We start from the raw sequence: 25,836 nt of genomic DNA, 5'->3' as shown, positions 1-25,836 counted from the left end.
CGGATGCTGACGCTTTATGGATCCGAAATAAACTCCCGTCTGCTGCTCGGCACAGCGCGATACCCCTCTCCTGCCGTCCTCTCCGAGGCTGTCAGGCAATCGGCGACGGAAATAGTCACCGTCTCGCTTCGTCGTGAGATGTCTGGCGGCCGCACTGGGGGCGCCTTCTTCGAGATGATCCGCGCACTCGGCGTTCGTATCCTTCCCAACACTGCAGGTTGCCACAGCGTCGGGGAAGCGGTGCTGACCGCAAGGATGGCACGCGAGCTATTCGCCACCGACTGGATCAAGCTCGAGGTCATCGGCAACCATGATACGCTACAGCCGGATGTCTTCGGCCTCGTCGAGGCGGCTCGCATTCTCGTCAACGAAGGTTTCGAAGTCTTCCCGTACACGACCGACGATCTGGTCGTGGCCGAACGGCTGCTGGAGGCCGGCTGCAAGGTGCTGATGCCTTGGTGCGCTCCGATCGGCAGTGCCGCCGGGCCGCTCAATCCGACAGCGCTCAGAGCAATGCGGGCCCATTTCCCTGACGTGTCGCTGATCGTCGATGCCGGCATCGGTCGGCCGTCGCACGCAACTGCAGTCATGGAGCTCGGCTTCGATGCGGTTCTGCTCAACACCGCCGTTGCCGGCGCCGGAGATCCCGCCGCGATTGCAGCCGCCTTTGCCGCGGCAATCGCCGCCGGCAAGCAGGCCTTTGACGCTGGCGTGCTGGAGCCACGCGACATGGCCGTCCCCTCCACGCCGGTGATCGGAAAGGCGGTGTTCACATGAAGCTCGATCCATTCTACCTGATCGTCGACAGCGCCGAGTGGATTGCCCGGCTGGTACCGCTTGGCGTCAAGCTGGTGCAGTTGCGCATCAAGGATCGTCCGGAGACTGAACTACGCGCCGAGATCCGTCGCGCAGTAGCAGTCTGCGCTGAACATCAATCTCAGCTGGTCGTCAACGACCACTGGCGGCTTGCGATCGAGGAAGGTTGCGGCTTCGTACACCTCGGCCAGGAGGATCTTGCGACAGCGGACCTCGACGCGATCCGAGCGAGTGGCCTGAAACTCGGCCTCTCAACGCACGACGAACGCGAGCTGGAAACCGCACTGGCAGCGAGGCCTGATTATATCGCACTCGGTCCGGTCTACACGACGATCCTCAAGCAGATGAAATGGGCGCCGCAAGGGCTGACGCGGCTGAGCGAATGGAAATCGCGCATCGGCGACCTGCCTCTGGTCGCCATCGGCGGGTTGAATGTCGAACGGATCGAAGGCGTCCTTGCTCACGGGGCGGATAGCGTCGCGGTCGTGAGCGACGTCATCCGGCATGAAAATCCGGAAGTGCGAACAAAGCAATGGATTGTTGCCACAGCGCAGGCGAGAACCCCCAATCTTCAGTAAGTCGCCAGGAGGAAGCGGCATCATCAAAAAATCGGAGCTTCAACCACGTGGACACTGAAAGCTTGTCGTGCCGTGAAACGATATGAACTACTCACCTTACCTCTAGCCTCATTCGCGATCGTGCTCATGAAAACAACTGCGTCAGAGAATCTAGGCAAACTGTCGTCCAAGTCTTGATCATAAATACACATGGATCTAATGAGGCACGTCAGTGATCCTAGGAGTTTAGAATGCAAGTTCTGGTACGTGATAATAACGTTGAGCAAGCGCTCCGATTTTTGAAAAAGAAGTTGCAGCGCGAGGGCGTTTTCCGGGAGGCTCGACTTCGGGAGCGTTTTGAAAAACCCTCCGAAAAACGTGCGCGCGAAAAGGCTGAGGGTATCAGGCGTGTCCGTAAACTCGCTCGCAAAAAGCTTGAGCGGGAAAGTGGTATTGCGGCCCCGAAGAAGGCGAGAGCTTCTGGTCGCTAATGGCGATCGAGTGACGGATGTTTCGTCTGTTCGGCGCGTCCGATTTCGAAAATTTCCGGGTCGTCCAAATGGCGTGGATCGAACGACGTCGCCGGTAGGCCGGACCAGCACCTCCGCGGGAATATGCACGCCCGCGATGGTCACGTCGGTCCTTGGATAGCGCATGATGCCATCCCAGCCCGCGCCCGGCGGGTACATGCGCAGGATTTCCTCCACCGTCTTGCCCACCAGGGATGGATCGCCGACCAGGCGTTCGGCTTAGGGGAGCGCGCGTCATCGTCCGGTTATCGCAGGGGCTCGGGCTATTTCAGGTTCCCCAACCCGCAACGGTTAATGATACTGGTGGATATGCAACCAAAAGTGCAGAAAAGGTCTGACCCTACTCTCGACTAAAAGCTGCATCAGCGATTACACATTCATCGGGTGGAAGCAAATTTCGCATGGCAACGCCGCTTTACTTCAGCGGAGTGAACACCTGTTGCCACTTAGGGGGGTCTTATGAAAGTAATCTTTTCGCTCTTTCTTGTCTTTACGCTATCAGCAAGTTCGGCTACCGCACACAGCGGCGGAACTGACGGGAACGGCTGCCATACCAATCACAAGACCGGGGGCTACCATTGCCATTGAGAATTCTTGCGCTGATTGGAATGTACTTCGTCTCGACCAATATCTGCCTTGGCTGGGATGGCTTCGATAACGAAACGGGGGCCTCGGTCGAGATCGGTAAAGGCAATCTTGTGAGATCAGGCCAGACTATCGAGATCTACGACCACGGGTCCGGCGAATACCGCGACGTTGACGTCCAAAGCATTCAACGTTCTGGCGGATCCGTTGAAGTGGAAGTCTACGACAGTGAGAGCGGCGAATATCGCACTCTCGAGATGGATGATTGAAACCATGAGCAGGCGTCATGGTGGCGCCTGCTTCATATCGCCGTATAGCGTTGAATCTGATTTGCTCCTCTTCCTGAGAGTCAGGTTTTCAAACGCGCGGTCAGAATTGACGATCGGCCCCCAAACCGCGGTGTCAAAATCGCGATAGTTGCGCTACGTAGCTCCTGCACGCACTTGCTGGTATGGGGTGCTTGTTTCATTAAAAATCAGAGCAATCCATGTCTTTTGGTATCCTCACGCCAACCGGTGAATGCAGCATAGAGCCTGCTCCTGGCAGGCCCATCATCTTCCTCGGACCGAACGGTACTGGAAAGAGTCGCCTTGGCATCCACATCGATAGCCTTGAGGAGACGGGAGCCTCTTATCGTATCGGGGCACAACGCTCACTTGAGCTCCCAGATGAGGTTTTTTCGGAAAGGTACGAACGGGCCATTGGCTTGCTTCGCCGTGACAGCCGGCGCGTCCAGGCCTCGCCGGGATCAATGGAGCATAATTACGATGAAGTACTTGTCGCCCTCTTTGCCGAACGCCTCCGGGCACTGGAACTTGCGCACGAAAAATCGAAGGGGCGCCAAAATTCCATTCGACCGGTTACCGTGATCGACAGACTTCAGGAGCTTTGGCATGAGTTGATCCCCAGCCAAAGCCTTTTGTTTTCGGAAGCCACGGTCCGGGCGGTCAGGCTCGATGGCGATGGCGAGTCTTACGAGGCGTCCGCGATGAGCGATGGAGAAAGGCTCGTTCTCTATATTCTCGGTCAGGTCCTGCTGATCGAGACCGATAGCCTTCTGATTGTTGACGAACCCGAACTGCACATGAACCGCGCGCTGCTTGTACGTTTATGGGACCTTGTCGAGCGCGCCCGACCGGACTGCTCGTTTCTCTACGTGACACATGACATCGATTTCGCGGCGTCCCGTCGCAGTGCTCAACTATATGCCGTTCTGAACTATGTCCCGGCGACCTACAAGGAGGTGCTTGTTCGCACACGCACGCGGCTCGAGGAGGACACGCCGGCAATGTGGACGATCGAGCCCTTGCCCTCAGCGACTGAGCTACCGCGCGATCTTCTTGTGCGGATGGTCGGAAGCCGCAAACCAATCCTGTTTGTTGAAGGGAAGCAAGGCGGCCTGGACGAGACGATCTATAGGGCGATCTATGGTGATTTCACTGTCATTCCCTCCGGATCTTGCGGCCAGGTGATCCAGTTTGTCCGCAGCTTCCGCAAGCAGGAGGAGTTGCATTGGCTGTATTGCGCCGGTCTAGTGGATCGCGACAATCGCGATCCGGCGGCGGACGGTGCGCTTGAGGAGGGGATTTTTACACTTCCCGTTCAAGAGGTCGAAAACCTGCTTCTCGCGCCCGAAATTTTCTTTGCGTTGGCCGAGGAACTCAAGTTCGACAAGCGTGAGGCGACGCGCCGTTTTGACACGCTGAAGAGTGACGTCTTCGAAGCGGCAGGACGCGACGCAGACCGCGTCAGCCTGAGATACACCAGCAATGTTATCTGGCAATCCGGTAAATCAGTCGGCGCTAAAGCCAAGAACATCAAGGAGTTGTCGCGCGTTTACGCCGAGCTTACGGCCAAAACCGACCCCTCCTCGATCTATTCTGATTTTCACTCAAAATATCAGGGCGTCTTGGAACAGCGGGACTTCGAGCAACTTCTCCTTCTATACGACAACAAGAACAAGCTTTTGGACATGCTCGGGAAAGCATTGGATCTGCAAGGCAGAAGCGCGCTCGAAAATCTCGTGTCCCGGCTTCTTGTATCGCCAACCGCGAGCCCACTGACCGGCGCCCTAGTGCAACGACTTCCGGTAATTGATGCTGGTATGTCCTGACACGAAGGCAACTTCCGTGAACACTTCGTCCGCGGCTTCTGGCCGCTTCGGAAGCTCGGGGGCGATGAGACCTCATGCTTGCTACCCTCGGCGTCCGCTCGATCTCGCCTCCGCCCATGCTGACGCCGGAACGCGCAAGAGGTGCGGCAGCCTCGCCGATCGATTGGTTGCAAAGCCCTATCCGGTTGACGCTTTGATCGATCTGGCCAGGTAACATCTGGCTTCATCGTCGTCCTCGGACGACCTTCAAGGGAACGAAGGTTTAGCGCTCCGACTTGATCCAAACGAGGTCCTCGAGAAGTTGCGGCGAGAAACCCCGATTGCCATTGTCGCCCTTCGTATGTGCTTCATCTGAAGTTCCTACTCCCACTGGCATGTTCGAGCGGCGGGCGTCCCCTTCGCCCAAGTTTGTCAGACCAAGAGGAAGTCCGAAGCGTGGACGTCAGGCCCGGCCGGAGCGTCGCGAAGTGAATTGGGCTTCGCCTGCAGCACGTCCGTTCTCGTCATGGGTCAGCTAACCTGTCGTCGTATCAGGACGATGCGGTCGGTGAGATTCTGCGCCTGTCCGCGGTTGGCTACGGCATCGCTGTACGGCAGGTCGAGCACGAAGAAGTGCGCCTTCCGCTCCACGCCGCCAATGACCACCATGGCTTCACCGAAATCTGCCTGCGCATGCCCTGGCGGATGCGACAGCAGCACGAACTCCCTCTTGGTGACGTTTTTCCCGCTCGCAATATATTCCTTGATGACCGCACACGTCCAAAGACGGTCGAACACCCGCCTGGCCGTATGGCGCTGCTTACGCGGCAGCTGATGTCTTCTTCCAGTCAATGATCGATGGTCGAAACAAACGCATTCAGCTTCGGCCGCCGGATCGGTGACTGACGCTGATAGCCGGACGGCGTTAAATACGACGGCATCTTGGCCTCGCTATCGCGCAATATGTTTAAATGCTTCGCCGCCCGACGCCAGCTCATCCCTTCCGAGCAAGCCAGACGGACCCTCAGATACAATTCCACGGTATAGATCCACCCCTCCTGCAATCGGCGCAGAAGAAAAGGTGGCCGGCTTTTACGCCCCCCGCGCCGGGACTCTCCCGGCGCTGCCGTGGCCGAGTTTTGCACCGCCGCTCTTATAGGACGCGCCATACTAAAATTGCGGCGCCGGTCATTACGCTCTCACAGGGGTGAACAGTCTCGCAACTGACTTAACGGGTCCGCTATCAGCTATGAACCGGCACTCGTTCGCCAATGTCGAGAAAAATGCCGGTCATTACCTTGATGCCTTCGCGAGCGATAGAAAGCAAGGCGTGCTCGTCTGGCCCATGTTGCCCACAATCGGCGTAGGAATGAGGTATCCAGATTGTGGGCAATCCGAGTACGTCGGCGAAGATGTCGTTCGGCAGCGAACCTCCCAGATTTGGCAGGACGTGGGGGCGTTTTTGGATCGTTTTCTCAATCGAGTCACAAACGAAATGCACCCAGGGATGACCAGGGGAAAGCCGAGTGGCCTTGAACGGTTCGCCAATCTGGGAAATTTTGACCATTCGAAAGCCGTGGGCGTCAAGGTGCCGCCTCAAGGAGGGCAGAATGTCTTCCATGTCGGTGCCTACAACGAAGCGCAACTGGCCAATGGCACTGGCCGTACCAGAGATGGCTGATTGCGGAGCGCCGATAGATCCGGAGGACGTCGCAAGAATTGAGAACGAATTCCAGCCATAAACACGCTCTGGCGGGGTGAGATTAGCCTCGCCCCAATCAGGATCGTTCAACGGATGCGGAAGATCTGCGAGCGCTTCACGGATATCATCTGTGAGACTATTTGGTAGCCACTCCGGAATGCGAATTTGCCCTCGCGCGTCAGTAATGCTTGCTATAGCGTGGCCAAGGATGATTGCGGGATCAGCAAGGAGACCACCGAAGTTGCCCGAATGACAATCGCTATCCCGCAGTCGTACGACCATCTCAAATGTGATAGCCCCTCTGGATCCCAAGAATATAGTTGGAGTCGCGGGTGCATGACGGGGCCCGTCTGAAGCAACGAAGACATCAGCAGCAAGCTCGTGCCGCTTGGCGGTCACAAACTCGCGCAGGCCATAAGAGCCTTTCTCCTCTCCCATTTCCAAGAGGAACTTGACGTTAAAGCCAAGCTTGCCATTTGCTTCAAGAAGAAGACCCAAAGCGACCACATTTATCAGATGTTGGATTTTGTTATCAGCCGTTCCCCGGCCATACAGCCGATCCCCCTCCTGAACCAGTTCAAAAGGCCGCAAGCCGTCGCGCCAACGATGCTGCTCACCGTTGCACACATCGCCATGTCCATACATGAGCAGCGTCGGCAAGTTGTCCTTTTCGAAATAGCTTCCAATGAGCAAAGGCGCGCCCCCGGGGAGCGGGTTTTCGTAGATGTCGGTCGCAAATCCGTAGCGGTTGAGCAGAGGCCCAATATCTTCAGTGAGATACGCCCTTAGGTGTTCCGGTTCTCCCTCACTCTGACTGACGGAGGGCCGGGCAACCAGCCTCGCGAGATCGCGGGTCAACGCACCCTTGTCGACGTATTCCATGGCGCGTTTTAGGGAGGTTTCGTGAGACATCAAAGACCCCATTTAGTGCCCGCATTGGCCGTTGGAAGCGAAGCGATCGGCGCTGTGGTTCACCGATCGAATGGATTCGGAGGATGACGTCGCATGGTCCGTGACACGGGGGTGCACGGGAGACCATGGCATTGCATCGTCGGCCTCATAGCCTTGTGAGATCCAGCTCGGCGCAGGACCGAAGCTGACGTCTTGCGGCCCTCGGCGAAGGTTGACGTCAAGTCGGACAACATCTTCGGATCGATTGTCGCCGCATGTTTTTCGGCGCATAGCGATGGCTGTGATCGATTGACGCTTTAGCCTCCGAAGTAAGCGCGCTGAACCTCCGGACTTGACCTCAGATATTCTGCTGACCCTTTGACGATGACATGGCCTTGGAGCAGGACATATCCATAGTCGGCGATGGCCAGCGTTTGATTAACGTTTTGCTCGACCAGGAGCACGGTGACTCCGGCTTTTGCGATGTCGCGAATGACATTGAAATTTTCCTGGACAAACAGCGGCGAGAGACCCAGCGACGGCTCGTCGATGATGAGCATGCGAGGGTCCGTCATGAGGCCGCGCCCGATCGACACCATTGCCTGCTCGCCGCCTGAGAGTGTTCCGGCAATCTGCTTTTCGCGTTCTTTCAGCCGTGGAAAAATCTGAAACACACGTTCTAGACGTGAGCGAATTTTGGCGCTGGATCGCTCATTGTAGGCGCCGACTTGTAGATTGTCTTCGACGGTCATGCGGGCGAAGATTCGGCGGCCTTCGGGTATGCAGCCAATACCGAGACGGGCAATCTCGTGGGTTTTCAAACCGTCGAGTTTGTTTCCATTGAAAGTGACCGTACCGGTTCTTGGCGGTGTGAGCCTCAGAATCGATCTGATCAATGTCGACTTGCCCGCCCCGTTTACACCGAGAATGCAGGTTATCTGCCCCGGCATAACATCGATATCGACCCCGGTCAGAACGTCGACGGTGTCATAGGCGGTGTGAATTCCGCGAACTGTAAGAATCGGGTTCATGATTCCCCCAAATATGCGCGACGGACGGCGGGATCGGCTGCCACTTCTTTGAACTTTCCCTCGCAGATCTTCTGGCCATAATTCAAAACGATGCAGTGGTCGGTGACCCGCTCGATGAGACCCATCTCATGCTCGACAATCACGATTGTCGGGTTTCCGAATTTTGGCCTTATCTCCAAGATTTCATCCATAAGCTGGTTCGTTTCGTCGTGCGTCATTCCTGCAGATGGTTCGTCCAGAAGAAGCAGAGAAGGCTTTCCAAGAAGGGCTCGGCAAATCTCAACCCGTCTGCGATCGATCATGCCGAGTGTTTCAGCCGGTTCAAACACTTTCTTCGCCAGGCCGGGATCGAATTTGGAGACCAAATCCTCAACCTCTTGCGTGAGTTGGCGAAGTTCAGCGTGGAAAGCAGATCTTCGCACAATATTGTGCCACACCGTGCTCGAGATCCGTCCTTGCGCTCCCATAGCGATATTGTCGAAGACCGACAGTGGGAGGCAAAGCCGCGATCGCTGAAATGTCCGAGCCAAGCCTCGCGGCGCCAGCTGGTCAACCTTCACTTTCGTGGTGTCAGACCCTTCGAAGGTAATTGATCCGGAGCTGGACGAAACCAGGCCGCTGATCGTGTTAAAGAACGTGGTTTTTCCTGATCCATTAGGGCCGATAAGACCAATCACATCCCCCCTTGAGATGGAGACGTCGAGTTCGTTCAGCGCCAACAAGCCTCCAAAACGAACGGTCAAGCCACGTGTTGCAAGTATGGTATCTTTCATGATGCGGCACCTTCCTGCAAGCGTCGCAGTCGTCGGGGCAACAGCCCAGAGGGCCGAACAATAAGGACGACCATCACGACCAAGGCGAATATGAGGAACCGATACTCCTGAACAATCTGAAGCTTCTCAGGTAGGAGCACGACCAAAAGCGTCGCGGGAAGAATGCCCCATATGTTCCCAATTCCTCCTAGAATGAGAATGGATACAATGGCCAGACTATCCCCCAGCTGAAAATTCGCTGGCGCGATAAAGCCGGTCATTTGCGCATAGATCGCACCTGCAAGTCCCAGCAGGAAATTACCGAGGGTGAAGGCGAAGAGCTTCCAATACCAGACACGCAAACCAAAGATCGAGGCTGCGGTTTCATCCAGTCGAACCACGTCCAGCCACACGCCGATCCAGGATCGGTTCATCAATCCTAGGAGCAGCCCTGATAGTCCGACCAGGCCTCCTGTCAGGATCACATAGTTTGTGAATGAGTTGAAGGTATAACCGCCCAAGAGAATGTCTTGGCTGAAATCCCAGCCGAAGAGCACCAGTCCTGGAACCTTAATCCCCTGCGGCCCTCCGAGCACTTCACTTGCGTCGACATAAACCGTGAACATCACACTGAATGCCAGTGTCGTCAGCGCAGCATAGTGTCCTCGGGTTCGCAGAACCGGGGCCAGCAAAACAAATCCAATCACGACAGACACTGCGCCTGCGCAAATCAGCGATATCAAGCCCGGCACCTCGCCGAAGCGACCAAGCATTGCCACCGTGTAACCGCCTGCTCCCATAAATGCAGCGGCCCCGAAATTCGTCAATCCAGCGAACCCCATCTGGATTGTGAGGCCGAAACAAGCGAGGACATAGATGAGGACCGTCGCAAGCATCAGCAAGCCGAAGATATCTTCTCGCAAGGCGAATAACAAAACAATTGCCGACACCAGGAGGCCTGCACGAAGGAAATTTGGCTTTTCCTTCGCTGCAATTTCGGCCGCAGCCAGCAGCCCTGCGCGATGCGCAAGCCACGCCCCAGCGATAATGAAGAGCAACACAATAATGAAGAGTGTTTCTTCCGTTATCTGAATGATTGCCGACAAAGCTCCGGTCGCCGCAATTAATGTAGCCAGCAAAGCTGCAATTCGCCTCGGTTTTGTATCGAACATATACATCAGCTATACTCTCTCGCTGGTACGTTCAGCCAATAGTCCGGTAGGCCTCCACGTAATTAGCATGATCATTATCGCGAATCCGATGACGTTCTTGTATTCACTCAAAGATGGCGTCGCGGCGACGACTAGAGTCTGCAAAGCAGCAAAGAGATACCCTCCGAGTATGGCTCCCCAAATGTTTCCGAGGCCCCCTACAATTGCGGCTGAGAAACCTATGACAGCCAGCAACAAGCCCATGTTGTAGCTTACTTCGCTGTAGTATAATCCGTACATGATGCCAGCAAACCCCGCAGTCATTGATCCAAGCGCGAAGGTAAGGGGCACAATACGTTCAAAATTGATTCCCATCATGCTGGCGGTCTCGGAGTCTTCGGCTACAGCACGCATCGCCAACCCGAACCGCGTTTTGTTGATAATCAGATAGACGAGTGCGATTGATCCCACGCCGCCACATATCAACAGCATCCCGTCCAATCTCATATAAGCTCCGAGGAACTCATACCCTCCCTCTGGCAATAGCGAAGGGAACCGTTGCGGATTGGACCCGTTGGGAAAGAACAATCGAATGCATTCGCGTATCGCTGTTCCCACCATCATGGTCATAAGAAGCATGTTGAGAGGCGGCGCGCGGCGCAGCGGAAGAATTAGCACCCTGGAGATCAAAGCTCCCAGGGTGCCGGCTACCAAGATTGCAGCGACGAATCCGAACAAAAATTGGCTCCAAATCGGCAAGCCAAGTGCCTGGGCGAACCATACCGCCACGAGGCCTCCAAATGCGCCAAACGTAAAGACATCCCCATGGGAGAACTTAATTACGTTCATGACACCGAAGAAGATTGTGAACCCCATCGCCACAAGCCCGTAGACGGTGCCTTGCATGAGTCCGTTTATGATGTGTTGAATCGAATTAGCCATAACAACCTACCACGCGATGGAAATTGACGTGTGCACAGACATCGACGACATCACTGCAGCTTCTTCAACTTACGCTTTCCGCTCGCGTATTCGCTTTCTTCCCAAACGACCCATTTCCCATCCTGAACGATGTATTTGGTGGTCTGAAGCGTTACGTTTTGGCCATGATCATCGAAGGTGATCGGTCCGATGATGGACGGGCGATCTTTTGTCTTGCCAAGTTCCGCGGTCACGGCAGCTCTTGTTGGTCCGACCTTCTCGATCGCCTCCAGAACAAGCATCGTCGCAGCGTAGGAGAAATGGCCGTAGGCCTCGGGAGCTTCCTTGAAGCCAGATGCCTGATATTTCTCCAAAAAGAACTTACCCCCGGCCGTCTGCGATAGTTGGGGGCTGTCGTAGAACGCAATAGTGCCTTCTGCCAACTCTGGTCCTACCGCATTGATATAGGCATCGCCCATGATCGCAGAAGTTCCTTCAAACTGCGCCTTGATCCCCAATTTCTCCATTTGCGTTCTAAGTCTGGCGCCAAGGGGCACCAGCCCACCGAAGTAAACCACCTCAGGGTTCAGCTCTTTGACTTTTGTGAGCTCAGCTGAAAGATCCTGCTGATCCGGCGGAACGCTGAACGATGTAAGGATCTGGCCGCCTTCCTCGCCCGTATAGAGGCTGAAGTATTTCGTGTTCGATTTGCCAAAGTCGGTCGAGTCAGCAAAGGAGACGAAGGTTTTATAACCCTCATCCTTCATGAACTTTGCGCCGACCTTGTTCTGACCAATCAGCGCACCGGTTACGCGATTGACCTCGGGATAGTCATTGCCATATGTGATGTCGGGAAGCACGGCAGCCCATACAACCATCGGCAGCTTGTAACGGTTGAAAATGTCAATGGCAGCCATCGCAGTTGAAGAGCAGTAGAATGGTATTGCCGCAATAATCGACCGGTCAACCGCCGCCTTGGTCACAACCTGGACCCCGACGTTCGGTTTGCATTCATCATCGAGCGGCACGAGCTCATACTCGTAGTTAGCCGCTGAATTCGCGTTCATTACCTGAACTGCTAGTTCAGCGGAATTCCGGCCGCCTAGGCCGTAGGCCGACAGGGCGCCTGTCAACGGCCCCACCCACGCGATCTTCACCTTTTGCTTGGCTTCAGCGCCATTGCTGACCGCCATAAGTGACGCACTCATGACCGCAGAAATTATGTATTTTGCTGGCATACGCATGTTAGATCCTCTCCAAACCGGCGGCTTTGTTCCCTGTAAGTGTATTTGCTGTAAGCCGACGACTTAGGATCATAGCACCCCAACTCCCCTGCGATAGGACGTTTACGCGCCTGGATTTGGATCATTGCGACGTGCTCGGAGAGGGCGGCGGAGCTTTCATATGCCCTCGGCTTTCCAATTCTATCGAACCGATGGCGCGCGGGCGAAGATGCTTTTGACGATCGATCCGATAACCCGCGCTTTGGAGTGATCGCAAGCTGTTCACCAAGTGCAACAATGTTGGTCACAGGCGAGCATCGATCAATATTCCAGTTTAATAGCCAAGGAGCTCTTCTTCATGAAACTATATTGGTCATCGACATCACCATTCGTAAGAAAAGTCGTCGTAAGTGCACATGAGCTAGGACTGAGCGACAGGCTAGAAACGATTCCCACTCGCGTGGCGCCGAGTAAGCCCGACCCGGCTTTATTGCCATACAACCCGCTTGGGCAGCTCCCAACCCTCGTTCTCGATGACGGGACCGTGCTCTACGATAGCCTCGTCATCATCGAGTATCTCGATCATATGGCCGGCGGCGCTAAACTCATTCCGTCCTTGGCGGAGCGGCGGATCGAAGAGCTTCGGCTGCACGCACTGTGCAATGGGTTTCTCGACCTGTTAGTGCAATGGCGTATCGAATCTCTCAAGGCCGAAAAACAGATTGCCCTCATCAACGCCTTCAATCTGAAGGCAAGCAAGATATGGACAAATCTGGAGGCGACAGTCGAGGGACTTGCACAACAGCCTTTTGGGCTGTCGTCAATTACATTGGCCATCGTTGCTGAATACGCTGACTTTCGGTTTCCGAAGCTCGGTTGGCGAGAAAAATACCCGACGCTCTCCGACTGGCATCAATCCATACAGACGCGCCCATCCTTGGCCTCTACCAGATTTTTCGATAGCTCGAAGCCCCAGTAGGGAGGAAAGTGTGGGACGTAGCTACCAACGGCAATGACAACGATCCACACTGCTGCTGCCTACAAGACTATAGCTTACCATCTCAACGGATTATCGCGGCTTCCACCAAATAGGATGCAAAAATGTCGAACCTCGAACGCAAACTGATCCCAACCCTTGACGGCCAGGTCGAACTTCTAGTCGAAGGTAAAGGCCCACGTATTGTCCTGCTCCCCTCGCTGGCGAGAGGCGCTTCGGATTTCGATGAAATCGCACCAATGATTGCTGCGGCGGGTTTTCGTGTTTTGCGACCGCAGCCACGCGGCATAGGCGCAAGCTCAGGGCCAACCGAAGGCATCACATTGATCGATCTTGCCGCCGATGTCGTTGCTGCAATCGAAGCTGATTGCGCGCCGGAAAAACCCGAAGCATTGTTTGTGGTGGGCCACGCATTCGGCAACTGGGTCGCGCGCGTTCTCGCCCATCATTGGCCTTCGATGACAAGATCCGTCGGACTTCTCGCAGCGATTATCGGCAGTACGATATCGCCCGAACTCCTGATTTCTGTGAATGTCGTATCCGATAATTCCAAGCCGGACGCAGATCGTCTATTTTATTTGAAGCGCGACTTCTTCGCTCCGGGGCATGATGCTTCCGTATGGCTAAACGGGTGGCACACAGAGGTCTCTCAATTCCAGCTCGCCGCGACAAACGCGACCGCCGACAGTAGCTGGACCGAAGTGGGTAAAAATCTCCCGGTCCTTTACGTCGCGCCGGAATTTGACAAGATCGCACCCGTCCCCGAAGAAGACTTCTTGCGAGACCGTGTAGGCCACCTAACAACGTTGGAAATCATTCACGGTGCTGGCCATGCACTCCTTCCAGAGAAGGTGTCCGAGGCGGCGGCTGTCCTTGTCTCATTCGCCCAGTCCATCATGCGCGGCCAAGCCGACACGACTAAATCTACCTAGACGTCGCACGCGCGTTTCAAACAGCCAGCGTCGTCGCGGCTAAAGATTTTCCCCGGCCTCGCTTTTCGTGCGGGGCCTCCATCGCAGCTCAATTTTTCCAGGAGAAGTCCATGAGCATTCAGCGCATCGAACCGGGCGCCCGCATGAGCAACGCCGTCATCCACGCTAATACCGTCTATCTCGCCGGCCGGGTCGGCCAAGGCGAGAGTGTCACCGATCAATGCAAGAGCGCACTTGCCGACGTCGACCGCCTGCTCACTGCTGCCGGCAGCGACAAGTCGAAGATCCTGCAGACGGTCATCTATCTCTCGGACATCTCCGATTTCGCCGAAATGAATGCCGTCTGGGAAGCCTGGATCGATCCGGCAAACCCGCCGGCCCGTGCCACCAGCGAAGCCAAGCTGACCACGCCAAAATTCAAGGTCGAATTCATCGTCACCGCAGCAATCTGATCGCCGTGACTTCAATCAAAAAGCCGGCCTGAAAATCACACAGGCCGGCAACCGAGGCAATATCGTTTAAGATGGTACGGGAGAGATCGGCATACGCCGACGCCGACGGAGCAACCCCCCAAGGAAACTCTCAGGCAAAAGTGACCGTACTTTCGAACACTCTGGAGAGAGACGCCTTGGGCGTCCACCGAAGGGGAACGCCGAGGCCAAGCGCGTCGGTTAAGCTCTCAGGTAAATGGACAGATTTGGGGACAGCCGCAGATTTTGAGATCTGCGCTTATTGATCTGTCTGGAGAGCAAGAATGCGAAAGATTGTTGTAATTGGCGCCGGCATAGCTGGCGTATCGACGGCTTACTCACTTTTACGCGCTGGCTACAATGTCACCATCGTGGAACGACAACGTTATGCAGCGATGGAAACGTCGTTCGCTAATGGCGGACAACTTTCAGCCAGCAACGCAGAAGTATGGAACCACTGGTCGACCCTGTTGAAGGGAATCAAGTGGATGGTCAGAAGGGACGCTCCCTTTTTGATGAACCCGAAGCCATCTTGGCATAAATACAGCTGGCTGGCGGAATTTATCTCCAACATTTCCAACTATCGCGAGAACACTATCGCCACAACTAGATTGGCAATCGCTGCGCGCAAGTTCATGTTTGAAATAGCAGAACAGGAAAAGATCGACTTTGATCACATTCGTCGCGGTATTATTCACGTTTACTGGGACAAGCAAGGTTTTGAGCACGCGAACGTGGTAAACCGCCTACTTGTTGAGGGAGGGTTGGACCGTCAGCCGGTGACGTCGAACGAGATGAAGACGATCGAGCCGACTCTGCACGGAAATTTCCATGGCGGATTCTTTACGCCCTCGGATTCTACCGGAGACATTCACAAGTACACGACCGGACTTGCCAAGGCGTGCGAGAACCGGGGCGCAAAATTCTTGTACGATGCGACGGTAAATCGGATTGAGCGGCGCGGCCGCTTCCAGTTAACCTACTCGACGACGGAGACCGGACGCGAGCCTCAGGTGATCGAAGCCGATGCAATCGTTGTTTGTGCGGGCTCGGCCAGTCGCAATTTGGCGGCGATGCTGGGTGACCGCCTCAACATCTATCCAGTTAAAGGTTACTCGATCACAGTCCATCTGGATGATGAAATCTCTCAACAGTCGGCGCCTTGGGTCAGCCTTCTTGATGATCGAGCCAAGATAGTCACCAGTCGGCTGGGGATGGGCCGGTTTCGAGTTGCAGGTACGGCGGAACTCAATGGTCTGAACTGGGACATCCGTAATGATCGAGTCAAGCCTCTCGTCGATTGGACACGCATGATCTTCCCAGGAGTTGGCACTAATCGAGTCGTGCCGTGGGCAGGTCTACGGCCCATGATGCCGAATATGATGCCTAAGGTTGGACGAGGTCGCATGCCGGGTGTATTTTACAACACCGGCCATGGACATCTGGGGTGGACACTGTCGGCTGCGACAGCGGCAATGCTTGCGGAGTGCTTAGCAAAGGAACTGCCTGTCGAAACAGGCCAATCGGCTGGTGAAGCTTGATTAGACTTTAGATTCGACAATGGCTTCGCCGCATTTTCGCGGGCAGCAAGGTGTCCTGATCGAAATCGCATAACGTGCCTGCCAAGAAGCTTGAAGGCGGACAATGTGGGCCGTAGCCGTGGCTCGCTTGCGATCACGCCGGCGCAGCTTGGCTGCAGGGCATCGACGGACGGATGCCAAAAAAAATGGCGTCGAGTTCGGGGGACGGGGAAATAGTTGAAGAGGTAAAGGTGGATAGGGTTCCATCTCCAGAATGACCGACTGGGTTGATCGGCTTCCCGCTCAGGCCAGCCGACGGTCTCCACGCGAGCACAGCGATAGCTGTGCCGAGAGCGAGATCAACTCACTAGTTCTCGCTGAAGGCCAAGGTAGGACGGGTACGATTTGAAGAACTGACGACTGAGTGAGCCAAACTTGTATAAACCGACACTCTGGATCGCGACAGGTCCAAATCCTGTTCACTCCTTTCAATTCTCTCGTAGAGAGAGGACCATTGCGGTGATACAACATCGTCCACTGATACTTTTGATTGTCGCGCTTGTGATGGGGTCGCTGCAAACCGCGATCGAAAGCACCGATTGAAATGTGAGCTATCGGAGAAACCAGTAACCACCGCGATTTCCGTGATCGACTTGGTGGTATTTAGAAGAAGCCAGTATCCATAACCAAGCCTTAGTTCACGGGAGTACTGTTGGACCGTTTGCTTCATTTCCTGCTGGAAAAGGCGTTCGACCTGGCGCTTAGAAATTCCCAAAGACGACGCAAGAGACTTAACATTCGACGGCTTGCCAGGATTTCGTTCGATGATCTTGATTGCCCTCACTACTCTCGCATCGAGTGCGCTTTCTCGAGCAAGGGTCTCATCACGTTCGGGCTGCGAGGTGGAAAGCTCTTGTGGTGCAGGAACGTCGGCGCCGATGGCCGAATAGTGACGTTCTAACAGCCATGAACCAAGCTCCAGCGTGGCTAGCCCTCCCGCACAGCTAACTCGCCTGCCGCAAACTATCAAGTTCAAGCCTGGGGTTTGCTGCACCTCTGCAAAACGGATATTCTTATCATGGCCGCGATACCAGTCCGTGGCGCAGGGCAACCTGTCGAAGAAGCCGGCTTCAATCAACACAAACAGTCCGGAACCGGTTCCGACCAAAGTCGCGCTGTTCATATCAGCGCCAGTCAGTGCTTCCAAAATCAATCTTCGGTTTTCAATTGGAGCTGCATTTCTACCGCCTATCACAAAAACGTAGTTACAAGTGCGGGCAGCCTGCAAGGGCGCGGTGGGGGGAATTTGGATACCGCAGGTGGTCTGAGCCGGGGTTTGTCCTAAAACGAGATATTCAAAGTCAATCCCCACCGCGGCCGCGGGATCGGTGCAATGCTTCAGAATATAGACTAGGGCAGAGTACGAAAACATCGTGAAACCTGGAAGGAGGATGAAGCCAACCTTCACAAGCCGTCGCACTCCCGGAACCGGCATCATCGTAGAATCTCCTGCCAACAATGGCTCATCGTAGCGGCCTGCCTACACTCCTTAGATGCCCGCCACTGCTTTTCGCATAGAAGATCCATGCATGGCGAAGTCTCAAGGTTCGACGATAATGATCTCTGACCGAATGCTGACTGCCCGTGGGGTCAGGAAGCGGTGCTGAGATCGCGAAAGCAAGTCAAGTTGCGCTTAATTTTAATCCTCAAGTTCCCTTATACTGGTTTTTAGCGGATCCGTTTCTGCATCACCGCCGCACCAATTTTAGTTATTTTCCTCTTGACATCCCCGTTTGTCAACGAGGCTATTTCCCGCTCTATGCGGGGGTAACCTGCTCCCATTTAAGCTTGGGGGAAAGGAGAATCCCTACCAGCTTCCCTTAAACTGTGCGTCTCGAACCTGGCAGGTGACATCCACTTCAGACTTTCAACGACGCTCGATAGGGCCTGAGCAGGAAGGCAGTGCTTTCACCCCCCAAGCACACTCATAAAAAGATCAATACCGGCCTGAGCGCATTCGATATCCTGCGAGGGAGTGCCGGAACTTAGGCCAATCGCGCCCACGACCTCGTTGCCTATGATGACTGGCAGACCTCCACCAACCACGATTAGCCTGCCGCCGATTGCAGAGTTGATGCCGTAGGCCGGATTGCCAGGCTGGCTAGCAACGCCGTAACTTTCTGTCGTTCTCTTCGCCCCCGCAGCGGTATAAGCTTTGTCCTGCGCGATGGTTGCACTGGTGATCTTTCCACCATCCATGCGCTCGAACGCAATGAGGTGTCCCGACTCGTCGCTGATTGCGATGCACATCGGAACCGCGATTTCTCTCGCCTTCGCCGATGCGCCTTCTATCAGTATCCGCGCGTCTTCGAGGCTCAGCCGCTTGATGGTCAGCATGTCGTTACCCCCGCATTCTCCAGGGTTAGTTCACCCATTTTGATCGGCTGGATCGTCGCAATGATGAACATAGCGACCAGCAGGCCTATGGCCAGTAATTCAATACCCATGATTCCCCTCCCTCCGACGCCTCCAGCGCCGTAGTTGTTGTGTTCAAGATTGATGCGGGATGTCGACGCACCCTCCTCCCAGAGGGCGCAGCCGGCTTCGAGCGGTTCAGCTTTTCATGGAAACGCAGAACCGCTCTAAGTTTTTGTTTTTACGCAATTCCTTACGGGAAACCGCTTCATACTTTTCCTGGAATTGCTCTAGCTCCTGGTATAAAGATCGGCGTATTGCTGCCGCAGGATATTCTTCTGAACCTTACCCATCGTGTTGCGCGGCAGGTCGTCGGCGAAGATGATGCGCTTGGGTTGTTTGTAGCGGGCGAGACGGTCCTGGAGGGCGCTGACGATGGTCTTTTCATCGAGGACGGCGCCGGGCTTGCACACGACGACGGCCGTTACGCCTTCTCCGAAATCGGGATGCGGCACGCCGATCACAGCGCTCTCAACCACACCCTCGATCTGGTCGATCTCGCCCTCGACCTCTTTCGGATAGATGTTGTATCCACCCGAAATCACCAGATCCTTGCCGCGACCGACGATGTGGACATAGCCTTCCCGGTCGATCTTGCCGAGATCGCCGCTGATGAAGAAACCGTCGGCGGTGAATTCGGCCACGGTCTTTTCCGGCATGCGCCAATAACCCTTGAAGACGTTCGGTCCCTTGATCTCGATCATGCCCGTTTCTTCAGGCGCCAGCACGAGCCCGGTGGCGGGATCGGTGACGCGCACCGTCACGTCAGGCAGCGGGAAACCGACCGTTCCGGCAATCCGTTTGCCCTCATAGGGGTTCGACGTGTTCATATTGGTTTCCGTCATGCCGTAGCGCTCGAGAATCGCGTGACCGGTACGTGCCTGGAACTCGGTATGGGTTTCGGCCAGCAGCGGAGCCGAACCGGAGATGAAAAGGCGGATGCTGGCGACCGCTTGCTCGTCGAGGCGCGGGCTTTGCAGGAGGCGCACGTAGAAGGTCGGCACGCCCATCAGCATCGTTGCATCAGGCATCAGCGACAGGATCTCCTCCGGGTCGAACTTCGACAGCAGGAACATCGAGGCGCCGGCGAGCAGTGTGACGTTCGTGGCGACAAACAGCCCATGCGTATGGAAGATCGGCAAGGCATGGATCAGTCGATCGCTGGCGGTGACGTGCCAATAATCTCGCAAGGTCAGGGCGTTCGAGAGCAGGTTCCCATGCGTAAGCATCGCCCCCTTGGAGCGTCCCGTCGTTCCCGACGTGTAGAGGATCGCAGCCAGATCATCGGCGGAACGCGAGGCGTCGACAAAGTCGGCCGGCTCATCCCGGGCGAGATCCAGCAACGAGCCGCTGCCGTCGGCATCGAGCGTTTCGATGATCGCGCCGTGAGGTTTGGATATTTTCTCCACGCCTCCTCTGGCAGCCGACGCAACAACCACCAAACGCGGCTCGGCATCGCCGATAAAATAATCGAGCTCAGCCAGCGTATAGGCGGTGTTGAGCGGCAGGTAGACGGCGCCGGTTCGAAGACAGGCGAGATAGAGGATCAGTGCCTCGGCACTTTTCTCGACTTGCACCGCCACCCGGTCGCCGGGGCGAATGCCGAGCGTGTCCATCGCGCCGGCAATGCGGCCGGAAAGAGCGAAAGCGTCATCATAGGTCCATGTGCGCGTGCTATCGATGCGGATGAACGGTGCGTCACCGGGCGCAGCCGTCCGCATGGCGTCGAAAAGATGGTTGCTCACTTTCGCCCTCCTCCAAGCGTTGAATTCACTATCTGTGCGAATGGCCGGGAGCCTTGCTGGCCATTGCCGGCGCTACGGCCTTCGAGTGTCTGGAGATCGACCTTGGCTGCGACCTGCGTAGCGCGCGCGCCGGAAAACAGAAGCTGGCGTCCGCGATCCGTGATGCTCTGCAGCATGTCGGTGAAGAAGGAAGCCTCAGACATGCCATCTCTCCTCTCTTCTGTCGGCCGGCCGAGTGCGGACCGTTTTTGACGGCTGCTTCCCATCGTCGGGTTTCACCGGTAGTATGTAGAATGCCGCTCTTCGTACACGAGGTCAACAATTGTGTATACAAGAATAGCATTTGTGTATGAAGGAAGCGAAACGAAATGTCCGAGAATGTCGGCCGATGGCTTCGGGATGAGATTGAAAATTCAATTCTTTCCAATGAGTTCTCCCCCGGTGAGCGGCTCGACGAAACGGTGCTTGCGACGCGTTTCGGGGTCTCCCGCACGCCGGTGCGCGAGGCGCTGATGCAGCTCGATGCGATCGGCCTCATCGAAATTCGACCGCGCAGAGGCGCTGTTGTCATCGATCCGGGGCCGCACCGCGTCTATGAGATGTTCGAGGTGATGGCCGAGCTGGAGGGCCTGGCCGGGTCGCTCGCAGCACGACGGCTGGATGAGGCCTCCCGGGAAGCGATCACGGCCACCCACAGCCGCTGTCAGCAATCAGCCGCTGCCGGTGACAGCGATGCCTATTATTACGACAATGAGGAGTTCCATAAGGCCATCTACGCAGCCGGCCGAAGCGATTTCCTCGAGGAGCAATGTCTGCAATTGCATCGGCGCCTGCGACCTTATCGCCGCCTCCAGCTGCGCGTGCGCAACCGCCTGTCGACCTCCTTCTTGGAACATTGCGCCATCGTCGATGCGATTTTTGCCGGAGATGGAGACGCGGCCCGTCGCCTGCTGCGGGGGCATGTCGGCATTCAGGGCGAGAGGTTCAGCGATCTGGTCGCGAGCATGGCGACGGCCTGACTATTCCCGTCGTGGTAGGTTTAATCAAGTTTCCAAAGCGCTGCCAAGTGTCGCGTCAGTGTGGTGCCCGTGGTCCATAGATCGATCGATTTTCATACCGGCCGGATGCCGAGCGCTGACCTCCTGCGGCCCGCTGAGCCGATGAGCACCTTTGTTCAATCTCCTCGAAAAGCTGACGTCAGGATATGCAGACCACTACACCGGCCGGCATCGAGATGATTGAGAAGTGGCTGATTCGCACATTGAAACGAGGCCGGAAGCGATTGTATCTCAGCCGCCCCAGGATCCAGCGCTCAAGGTGGGAAATACTGCCTTCGAACGGCAATGGAGGTCTCCCGCCACCGGATCTGGCCCGCCGCCGGGTCGATCCCCGAGACGTGTGATCTGCGTAGCCGTCCGCATCGCCACGCCTGCAGTATGGCGATCGCGGTAGGTGGCGCTGGTGCGCTTCTCGAAGGAGCGCGCCGCTGACAGAATGATGTTTACCCATATTGGCGGCTAGTCGACTGCCCTTTCCGTCCCTGGGACATTTTCCGACATCTGGCGCCCCGTTGCAGCGGCGCTTGCCCCACCGCAGAGTCTGCACACTCAGACGAGGCCGAGCTGCGTGAGCAGATGCGCATTTTCTGCGTGATATATTCTGCCGATATCTGGCCGGAGACAATCCGGATTTTGAAGATCAGCGGATTGCCAACCAACCTAACAAAGGGCTTATGGGGTTCAATCCTCGCTTGATGTCCATAGCGAGCGCAGCATCCCAAGGTAGTGATCGATAATCTCCGGAAAGAAGACCCATGGCCGCGCCAATTTGGGGCAGAGGATCTGGGGGGAAGGCGCGTCGGAAAAGGAGCCACATCCCTTAGCAATCAATCCATCCGCCGGGTGGGTGTTTGCAAACGACGAGGTTAGGCCACTACATTTGCGGCACGAACTGGTAATACTCCCTGTTACATAAAGCGAGCATAATCACGCAAGCCGCAACAAGTGCGAAGGCTAAGGAGGCGGGATGTGGCAAGGGATACCTCGGCCGAGCTCTTCAGGAATGTTACCCGATTTAAAGGATTGAGTTAAATATTGCATACCATGACGATCGTCGGGTGTCATAGATGATAATTTTCTTAGGATCGAACACTAAAATAGCCGATACAGAAATGCCAGAAGATTGAGGCCCGCCGTGTCGCCGGATTTGCTTTCACGAAGCTGCCATGCGGCCTTCTCCACGTCTTCGAACCGATGCGATAGTCTCGCACTATGGATGGCGCCGGCCGCTTCTGACGGTAGTGCTGGAAACGCTATATATATAACGGCGAACAAAATTACCCGCATAAGCGGAACGCAAACAGCAAACAATCAGGGCAACCATGACATCCTACCTCACAAGACAGAAGCATGCTGAGGAAAGACTAGGTGCAGCGCTTCAACCGATGAATGACGCCATCCGCGACGTACACAAATCCGGTATTGATGTCGATATCAGGACCCTCACCATACACACGCCGCGTGGCCCAATGGTTCAAGTCGACCTAAAGACGTTCCGCGCATATGGCGCGCGGCCAGTGTTTCGGTTGGTGGAAGAATAAATGCGGTGACATCGGGCATTTGTCACCGTGCCGCGATATCACGTGCCTGGGCTCCCACCAACGCGTCTCGTATAAAGTTAAAAGATGGAGGATTGGCGTAGAGACTTGTATGAAGCGGCGTTTGTCAATGCATCGTCAGCGACGGCCGCGATAGTTCGGTTCGATATGTCATGGTTCGTCATCATATGCTCGATGATGTCACTCTGCGCACCGGGAGAGTAAAATTTAAATACTGGCTGGATCGCGGGTATTTGCATCGTCGCCAACGTGCGGTTGGCTTCTGGGGTATTGTCTGGCATATCCGGTAATACTTTCTCACATAAACCCCTCTGTAAGGCGACGAGCCGGCTGAGTCGCGCGTCAAAATTCCCAATTTCGCTACGCTCGAACTATTTCTCGACTCGTCTCTTTAAGACTGGCAAGGTTGATTGCCGCTTCATGCGGGTTGTCATAGGGGCACATACCTTTCGCAATCTGCGAAACAACGTCCTTCGGGAGGTGAGCTAGTTCGCGCGGCAGCTGATTTAGTTCACTCGGGAGCTGATTAAGTCCGTCCAGGTCAACCACTGATCATAGTCCTATCCAATTTCCACTGCTCCAGCAGCTAGCATCCGCGAGCGACCTGTTGAAGCTATACCGGGTTACACTTGTAATCTGGGTGTTTTTATTCCACCATTTGATGGGTTGGATGGATTCTGAATCGGTCAAGCTCTCATACGCGAATGAGGCGCCAGACAAGACAGGCTGGCGAGGCTGAACATGTCAGCGGCCCGCAAATGACGGCCAAGGGCGTACGTTATCGACTTGATCCGGTCCACCCAATTCCTGCTCGCTTGGCGGCTCCGCGCCAATACGGCCATCTGCGCACAGCGTTAAGTTTACGGTGCCCGCCGATCGCATTCCACCGCCGCCCCTTCCCTCGGCAGATCAGACATGCTGTCCGCCGTTGATGTGGATTTCGGCGCCATTGATGTACGAGGAGGCGTCACTGCATAAAAAGTATATTGTTTCTGCCACTTCGCGGGGCGTTCCAAGCCGACCCATTGGGACTTCTTGCTCGACCAATGCGTCGGTGCCCGGCGACAGGATTGAGGTTTCGATTTCGCCCGGAGCGATCGCGTTTGCACGCACACCACGCGGGCCGAACTCATGGGCGAGTTCGCGGGTCAAGGAAGCGAGGCCCGCTTTTGACGCCGCATACGCAACGCCCGCAAAAGGATGAACGCGTGAGCCCGCGATCGAGGTCACATTGACAATGAGACCCTTGGCCGCCTCCAGCTCCGGCAGGAGTGCCCGCGCGAGCAGCGCCGTCGAGATCAGATTGACGTTCAGCACTTTCGTCCAGGTTTCAGCATCGGTTCCGCCAACGCCCAGCCTTGATCCGCCCGGGCCTTTGGGCGAAATACCGGCATTGTTGACCAGTGCGTGAAGCTTCCCATCAGGAAGACGCTCCCTAACCGCTGCGACTAGCGTGCCGACCTGAGAGAGATCTGCAAGATCAGCCTGTATGTGACTCTCCTTTGCTGTCGGCCAGGCGCATTCCTCTGAAAATGGCTGTCGCGACACTGTGAGGATGCGCCAGCCTTTCTCCTGAAATAACTTTACGGTTGCGTGGCCAATCCCGCGGCTTGCGCCTGTCAACAGCATATATCCGGTTGCCATAAGACCCTCATACATCTAGATGTATGATGCCTCATAAATGAGAAAGCGTCTGGCGCAAGATGTACGTTTGCCTACGCTCAAATATTATCGCATCGACGTCCACACAGACGTCATTCAGCAGCAGCTACACTCACATGCGCAAGGATGACTCGTCCACCCTGATCGATGTCGTCCATGATTGCCCGCGCCGCCCCCTCCCCCGCTGCCGATATCCAGTCTCATTACTTGCGTACGAGCGCTGGGTGATCAACCGGCACCCAGCGGCCATCTTGGTCGTGTGAGATGCTCGCGTAGCTTTGTTCTGGTGTCCATTCCGGCGTCTCGGCAAACTGGAAAAAAGAGCTCAGATCCGAGTGACCACCCAAGCCGATCGACGGGGTATATTGAGCTGCAAGCATAATCACACATGCGGCGACGGCGTTGAACGTGTGTTCGAGCCGCGCGTCGCTGAATTGTGTTTCTCTATCGTGTTTGACCCGGTTATAAGCGTCGTACCAGGGGAGAGTCTTGGTGGGATCTTGAGAATTCCACCCGGCGAAGGGGCGAATAGGCGTTAGCCACGGATAGGGACGAAAGCCGACCGCATACTGATCGAGGCGCATGACCGGTAGCAACCGCACATAGTCGTTCGTGTTGAGTTTCTGGCCCGACCTACCGTTCGCGACCAGGACCCCCCGCCAATGCGCTTCGACCTCGGTCGCTGCAAGGATCAGCAGGTTGCGGATTTCGTGACCGTAAACACCCAGCGTTTCGGTATGGGGATGGACGGTTTGGCAGATGCGATCGAGATGATGCGTCAGAGCGCGCGCTTGACCAGCACCTACGGCAATCGTGTCGCGCTCTTCGCCGGCGCCGGGGTTTTTAGGATGGGCGAAGCTGCCATTTAGCGGCCTGGCGATGCGACGATAGTAGTGAGCTGGCGGGAGATCGAGGCGATGAAACGGGCCGGTCTCGGGTCCACCAGGAGTAAACCAAGGAGTGTCTTCTCGAAATGCCGCCCAAATCGAGGCCCGTTTGCCCCTTTTAATATAGGTCCCCGCGCCCTGCTCGGGATTGGAAACACCCAGCCTCACTGCCTCAGAGTCTTGGATACGCCACACCTGCGTCCCGGACCCATCATTGTCCTGGCGAAGATAGTGCGTCGGCGGCTCCTCTTCTCTCGTTCCGTCGCTCATCCCAGGCCAC

The 25,836-nt window shown here is 55.8% G+C and carries 24 protein-coding genes, 1 pseudogene and 1 riboswitch; of the genes and pseudogenes, 11 read left to right on the top strand and 14 right to left on the bottom strand.

The genetic code is table 11. The annotated features are described in order from the left end of the window. Positions 1–3 precede the first annotated feature (3 nt). From HJB89_RS30690 to rpsU, 3 genes are all read left to right on the top strand, one after another. A complete protein-coding gene (locus HJB89_RS30690) occupies positions 4–777 on the top strand; it encodes a thiazole synthase (protein ID WP_018517745.1) in 774 nt (257 codons plus the stop codon). Further along, complete coding sequence (locus tag HJB89_RS30685; RefSeq protein ID WP_018517744.1) at positions 774–1,394, top strand: thiamine phosphate synthase; 621 nt, start codon at positions 774–776, stop codon at positions 1,392–1,394. The genes HJB89_RS30690 and HJB89_RS30685 overlap by 4 nt, the downstream gene beginning before the upstream one ends. A gap of 230 nt (positions 1,395–1,624) precedes the next feature. After that, entirely contained in the window at positions 1,625–1,864 is a 240-nt protein-coding gene (rpsU, locus tag HJB89_RS30680; protein ID WP_018517743.1) for a 30S ribosomal protein S21, read from the top strand. Between the two features lie 26 nt (positions 1,865–1,890). Here the strand turns inward: rpsU and HJB89_RS30675 are convergent. Beyond that, positions 1,891–2,119: pseudogene (locus tag HJB89_RS30675) on the bottom strand (cytochrome P450); the annotation flags it as partial. A gap of 243 nt (positions 2,120–2,362) precedes the next feature. Between HJB89_RS30675 and HJB89_RS33890 the strand changes: the two are divergent. The 3 genes from HJB89_RS33890 to HJB89_RS30660 all read left to right on the top strand — a co-directional run bounded on the left by HJB89_RS33890 (position 2,363) and on the right by HJB89_RS30660 (position 4,601). Next, positions 2,363–2,491: a YHYH domain-containing protein gene (locus HJB89_RS33890; RefSeq protein ID WP_104891186.1), complete on the top strand. Its 129-nt coding sequence runs from the start codon at positions 2,363–2,365 to the stop codon at positions 2,489–2,491. Next, positions 2,482–2,757: a DUF5334 family protein gene (locus tag HJB89_RS30665; protein ID WP_245275463.1), complete on the top strand. Its 276-nt coding sequence runs from the start codon at positions 2,482–2,484 to the stop codon at positions 2,755–2,757. Before HJB89_RS33890 ends, HJB89_RS30665 begins: the two co-directional genes overlap by 10 nt. Positions 2,758–2,975: 218 nt before the next feature. After that, a complete protein-coding gene (locus HJB89_RS30660; RefSeq protein ID WP_080646163.1) occupies positions 2,976–4,601 on the top strand; it encodes a DUF4435 domain-containing protein in 1,626 nt (541 codons plus the stop codon). Positions 4,602–5,111: 510 nt separating this feature from the next. Here the strand turns inward: HJB89_RS30660 and HJB89_RS33885 are convergent. From HJB89_RS33885 to HJB89_RS30625, 7 genes are all read right to left on the bottom strand, one after another. Then, positions 5,112–5,378, bottom strand: a complete 267-nt coding sequence (locus tag HJB89_RS33885; protein WP_018517601.1) for a hypothetical protein — start codon at positions 5,376–5,378, stop codon at positions 5,112–5,114. A 445-nt stretch (positions 5,379–5,823) separates the two neighbouring features. Beyond that, entirely contained in the window at positions 5,824–7,194 is a 1,371-nt protein-coding gene (locus HJB89_RS30650; protein ID WP_032990445.1) for a M20 family metallopeptidase, read from the bottom strand. Between the two features lie 296 nt (positions 7,195–7,490). Further along, entirely contained in the window at positions 7,491–8,204 is a 714-nt protein-coding gene (locus HJB89_RS30645; protein WP_018517604.1) for an ABC transporter ATP-binding protein, read from the bottom strand. Beyond that, positions 8,201–8,977 (bottom strand): ABC transporter ATP-binding protein, encoded by a 777-nt coding sequence (locus HJB89_RS30640; RefSeq protein WP_018517605.1) that lies wholly within the window; start codon positions 8,975–8,977, stop codon positions 8,201–8,203. Before HJB89_RS30640 ends, HJB89_RS30645 begins: the two co-directional genes overlap by 4 nt. Further along, complete coding sequence (locus HJB89_RS30635) at positions 8,974–10,134, bottom strand: branched-chain amino acid ABC transporter permease (protein ID WP_018517606.1); 1,161 nt, start codon at positions 10,132–10,134, stop codon at positions 8,974–8,976. The genes HJB89_RS30640 and HJB89_RS30635 overlap by 4 nt, the downstream gene beginning before the upstream one ends. A 3-nt stretch (positions 10,135–10,137) precedes the next feature. After that, positions 10,138–11,049 (bottom strand): branched-chain amino acid ABC transporter permease, encoded by a 912-nt coding sequence (locus HJB89_RS30630; protein ID WP_018517607.1) that lies wholly within the window; start codon positions 11,047–11,049, stop codon positions 10,138–10,140. A gap of 50 nt (positions 11,050–11,099) precedes the next feature. After that, on the bottom strand, positions 11,100–12,272 hold the full coding sequence (locus HJB89_RS30625) for a branched-chain amino acid ABC transporter substrate-binding protein (protein ID WP_026242448.1): 1,173 nt from the start codon (positions 12,270–12,272) through the stop codon (positions 11,100–11,102). A 337-nt stretch (positions 12,273–12,609) separates the two neighbouring features. Here HJB89_RS30625 and HJB89_RS30620 point away from each other — a divergent pair, with 337 nt between their 5' ends. The 4 genes from HJB89_RS30620 (at position 12,610) to HJB89_RS30605 (ending at position 16,191) form a co-directional block, all read left to right on the top strand. Further along, entirely contained in the window at positions 12,610–13,230 is a 621-nt protein-coding gene (locus tag HJB89_RS30620; protein WP_020572930.1) for a glutathione S-transferase family protein, read from the top strand. 122 nt (positions 13,231–13,352) lie between these two features. After that, the gene (locus HJB89_RS30615; RefSeq protein ID WP_018517611.1) at positions 13,353–14,180 is read left to right on the top strand and encodes an alpha/beta fold hydrolase; all 828 of its coding nucleotides are present in this window, start codon (positions 13,353–13,355) and stop codon (positions 14,178–14,180) included. A 110-nt stretch (positions 14,181–14,290) separates the two neighbouring features. Continuing rightward, positions 14,291–14,632, top strand: a complete 342-nt coding sequence (locus HJB89_RS30610; protein WP_018517612.1) for a RidA family protein — start codon at positions 14,291–14,293, stop codon at positions 14,630–14,632. Between the two features lie 67 nt (positions 14,633–14,699). Continuing rightward, a riboswitch (glycine riboswitch) is annotated at positions 14,700–14,789 on the top strand. Between the two features lie 145 nt (positions 14,790–14,934). Beyond that, positions 14,935–16,191, top strand: a complete 1,257-nt coding sequence (locus HJB89_RS30605; RefSeq protein WP_018517613.1) for a D-amino acid dehydrogenase — start codon at positions 14,935–14,937, stop codon at positions 16,189–16,191. 346 nt (positions 16,192–16,537) lie between these two features. Here the strand turns inward: HJB89_RS30605 and HJB89_RS30600 are convergent, their stop codons facing one another. The 4 genes from HJB89_RS30600 to HJB89_RS30580 all read right to left on the bottom strand — a co-directional run bounded on the left by HJB89_RS30600 (position 16,538) and on the right by HJB89_RS30580 (position 20,593). Next, complete coding sequence (locus HJB89_RS30600; RefSeq protein WP_018517614.1) at positions 16,538–17,668, bottom strand: GlxA family transcriptional regulator; 1,131 nt, start codon at positions 17,666–17,668, stop codon at positions 16,538–16,540. Positions 17,669–18,138: 470 nt separating this feature from the next. After that, positions 18,139–18,567: a heme-binding protein gene (locus tag HJB89_RS30595; protein ID WP_018517615.1), complete on the bottom strand. Its 429-nt coding sequence runs from the start codon at positions 18,565–18,567 to the stop codon at positions 18,139–18,141. A gap of 308 nt (positions 18,568–18,875) precedes the next feature. Beyond that, positions 18,876–20,390, bottom strand: coding sequence for a malonyl-CoA synthase (locus HJB89_RS30585; RefSeq protein WP_018517617.1), 1,515 nt, complete (start codon positions 20,388–20,390; stop codon positions 18,876–18,878). Continuing rightward, positions 20,387–20,593 (bottom strand): hypothetical protein, encoded by a 207-nt coding sequence (locus HJB89_RS30580; protein WP_018517618.1) that lies wholly within the window; start codon positions 20,591–20,593, stop codon positions 20,387–20,389. Before HJB89_RS30580 ends, HJB89_RS30585 begins: the two co-directional genes overlap by 4 nt. 165 nt (positions 20,594–20,758) lie before the next feature. Here HJB89_RS30580 and HJB89_RS30575 point away from each other — a divergent pair, with 165 nt between their 5' ends. Further along, positions 20,759–21,409: a GntR family transcriptional regulator gene (locus HJB89_RS30575; protein ID WP_018517619.1), complete on the top strand. Its 651-nt coding sequence runs from the start codon at positions 20,759–20,761 to the stop codon at positions 21,407–21,409. Positions 21,410–23,916: 2,507 nt separating this feature from the next. Here the strand turns inward: HJB89_RS30575 and HJB89_RS30570 are convergent. Both HJB89_RS30570 and HJB89_RS30565 read right to left on the bottom strand, forming a co-directional pair. Further along, positions 23,917–24,651 (bottom strand): SDR family NAD(P)-dependent oxidoreductase, encoded by a 735-nt coding sequence (locus HJB89_RS30570; protein WP_018517622.1) that lies wholly within the window; start codon positions 24,649–24,651, stop codon positions 23,917–23,919. 221 nt (positions 24,652–24,872) lie between these two features. Next, positions 24,873–25,826, bottom strand: coding sequence for a hypothetical protein (locus HJB89_RS30565; RefSeq protein ID WP_018517623.1), 954 nt, complete (start codon positions 25,824–25,826; stop codon positions 24,873–24,875). Between the last annotated feature and the right edge of the window lie 10 nt (positions 25,827–25,836).

This window comes from Rhizobium sp. NZLR8, assembly GCF_019685025.1.
GTDB lineage: Bacteria > Pseudomonadota > Alphaproteobacteria > Rhizobiales > Rhizobiaceae > Rhizobium.
This window is presented reverse-complemented; position numbering and strand designations above follow the sequence as displayed.

Coding starts and splice junctions, on each gene's coding strand:
- HJB89_RS30690 (WP_018517745.1), top strand. CDS start 4: ATGCTGACGCTTTATGGATCCGAAATAAACTCCCGTCTGCTGCTCGGC.
- HJB89_RS30685 (WP_018517744.1), top strand. CDS start 774: ATGAAGCTCGATCCATTCTACCTGATCGTCGACAGCGCCGAGTGGATT.
- rpsU (WP_018517743.1), top strand. CDS start 1,625: ATGCAAGTTCTGGTACGTGATAATAACGTTGAGCAAGCGCTCCGATTT.
- HJB89_RS33890 (WP_104891186.1), top strand. CDS start 2,363: ATGAAAGTAATCTTTTCGCTCTTTCTTGTCTTTACGCTATCAGCAAGT.
- HJB89_RS30660 (WP_080646163.1), top strand. CDS start 2,976: ATGTCTTTTGGTATCCTCACGCCAACCGGTGAATGCAGCATAGAGCCT.
- HJB89_RS30650 (WP_032990445.1), bottom strand. CDS start 7,194: ATGTCTCACGAAACCTCCCTAAAACGCGCCATGGAATACGTCGACAAG.
- HJB89_RS30645 (WP_018517604.1), bottom strand. CDS start 8,204: ATGAACCCGATTCTTACAGTTCGCGGAATTCACACCGCCTATGACACC.
- HJB89_RS30640 (WP_018517605.1), bottom strand. CDS start 8,977: ATGAAAGATACCATACTTGCAACACGTGGCTTGACCGTTCGTTTTGGA.
- HJB89_RS30635 (WP_018517606.1), bottom strand. CDS start 10,134: ATGTATATGTTCGATACAAAACCGAGGCGAATTGCAGCTTTGCTGGCT.
- HJB89_RS30630 (WP_018517607.1), bottom strand. CDS start 11,049: ATGGCTAATTCGATTCAACACATCATAAACGGACTCATGCAAGGCACC.
- HJB89_RS30625 (WP_026242448.1), bottom strand. CDS start 12,272: ATGCGTATGCCAGCAAAATACATAATTTCTGCGGTCATGAGTGCGTCA.
- HJB89_RS30620 (WP_020572930.1), top strand. CDS start 12,610: ATGAAACTATATTGGTCATCGACATCACCATTCGTAAGAAAAGTCGTC.
- HJB89_RS30615 (WP_018517611.1), top strand. CDS start 13,353: ATGTCGAACCTCGAACGCAAACTGATCCCAACCCTTGACGGCCAGGTC.
- HJB89_RS30610 (WP_018517612.1), top strand. CDS start 14,291: ATGAGCATTCAGCGCATCGAACCGGGCGCCCGCATGAGCAACGCCGTC.
- HJB89_RS30605 (WP_018517613.1), top strand. CDS start 14,935: ATGCGAAAGATTGTTGTAATTGGCGCCGGCATAGCTGGCGTATCGACG.
- HJB89_RS30600 (WP_018517614.1), bottom strand. CDS start 17,668: ATGATGCCGGTTCCGGGAGTGCGACGGCTTGTGAAGGTTGGCTTCATC.
- HJB89_RS30595 (WP_018517615.1), bottom strand. CDS start 18,567: ATGCTGACCATCAAGCGGCTGAGCCTCGAAGACGCGCGGATACTGATA.
- HJB89_RS30580 (WP_018517618.1), bottom strand. CDS start 20,593: ATGTCTGAGGCTTCCTTCTTCACCGACATGCTGCAGAGCATCACGGAT.
- HJB89_RS30575 (WP_018517619.1), top strand. CDS start 20,759: ATGTCCGAGAATGTCGGCCGATGGCTTCGGGATGAGATTGAAAATTCA.
- HJB89_RS30570 (WP_018517622.1), bottom strand. CDS start 24,651: ATGGCAACCGGATATATGCTGTTGACAGGCGCAAGCCGCGGGATTGGC.
- HJB89_RS30565 (WP_018517623.1), bottom strand. CDS start 25,826: ATGAGCGACGGAACGAGAGAAGAGGAGCCGCCGACGCACTATCTTCGC.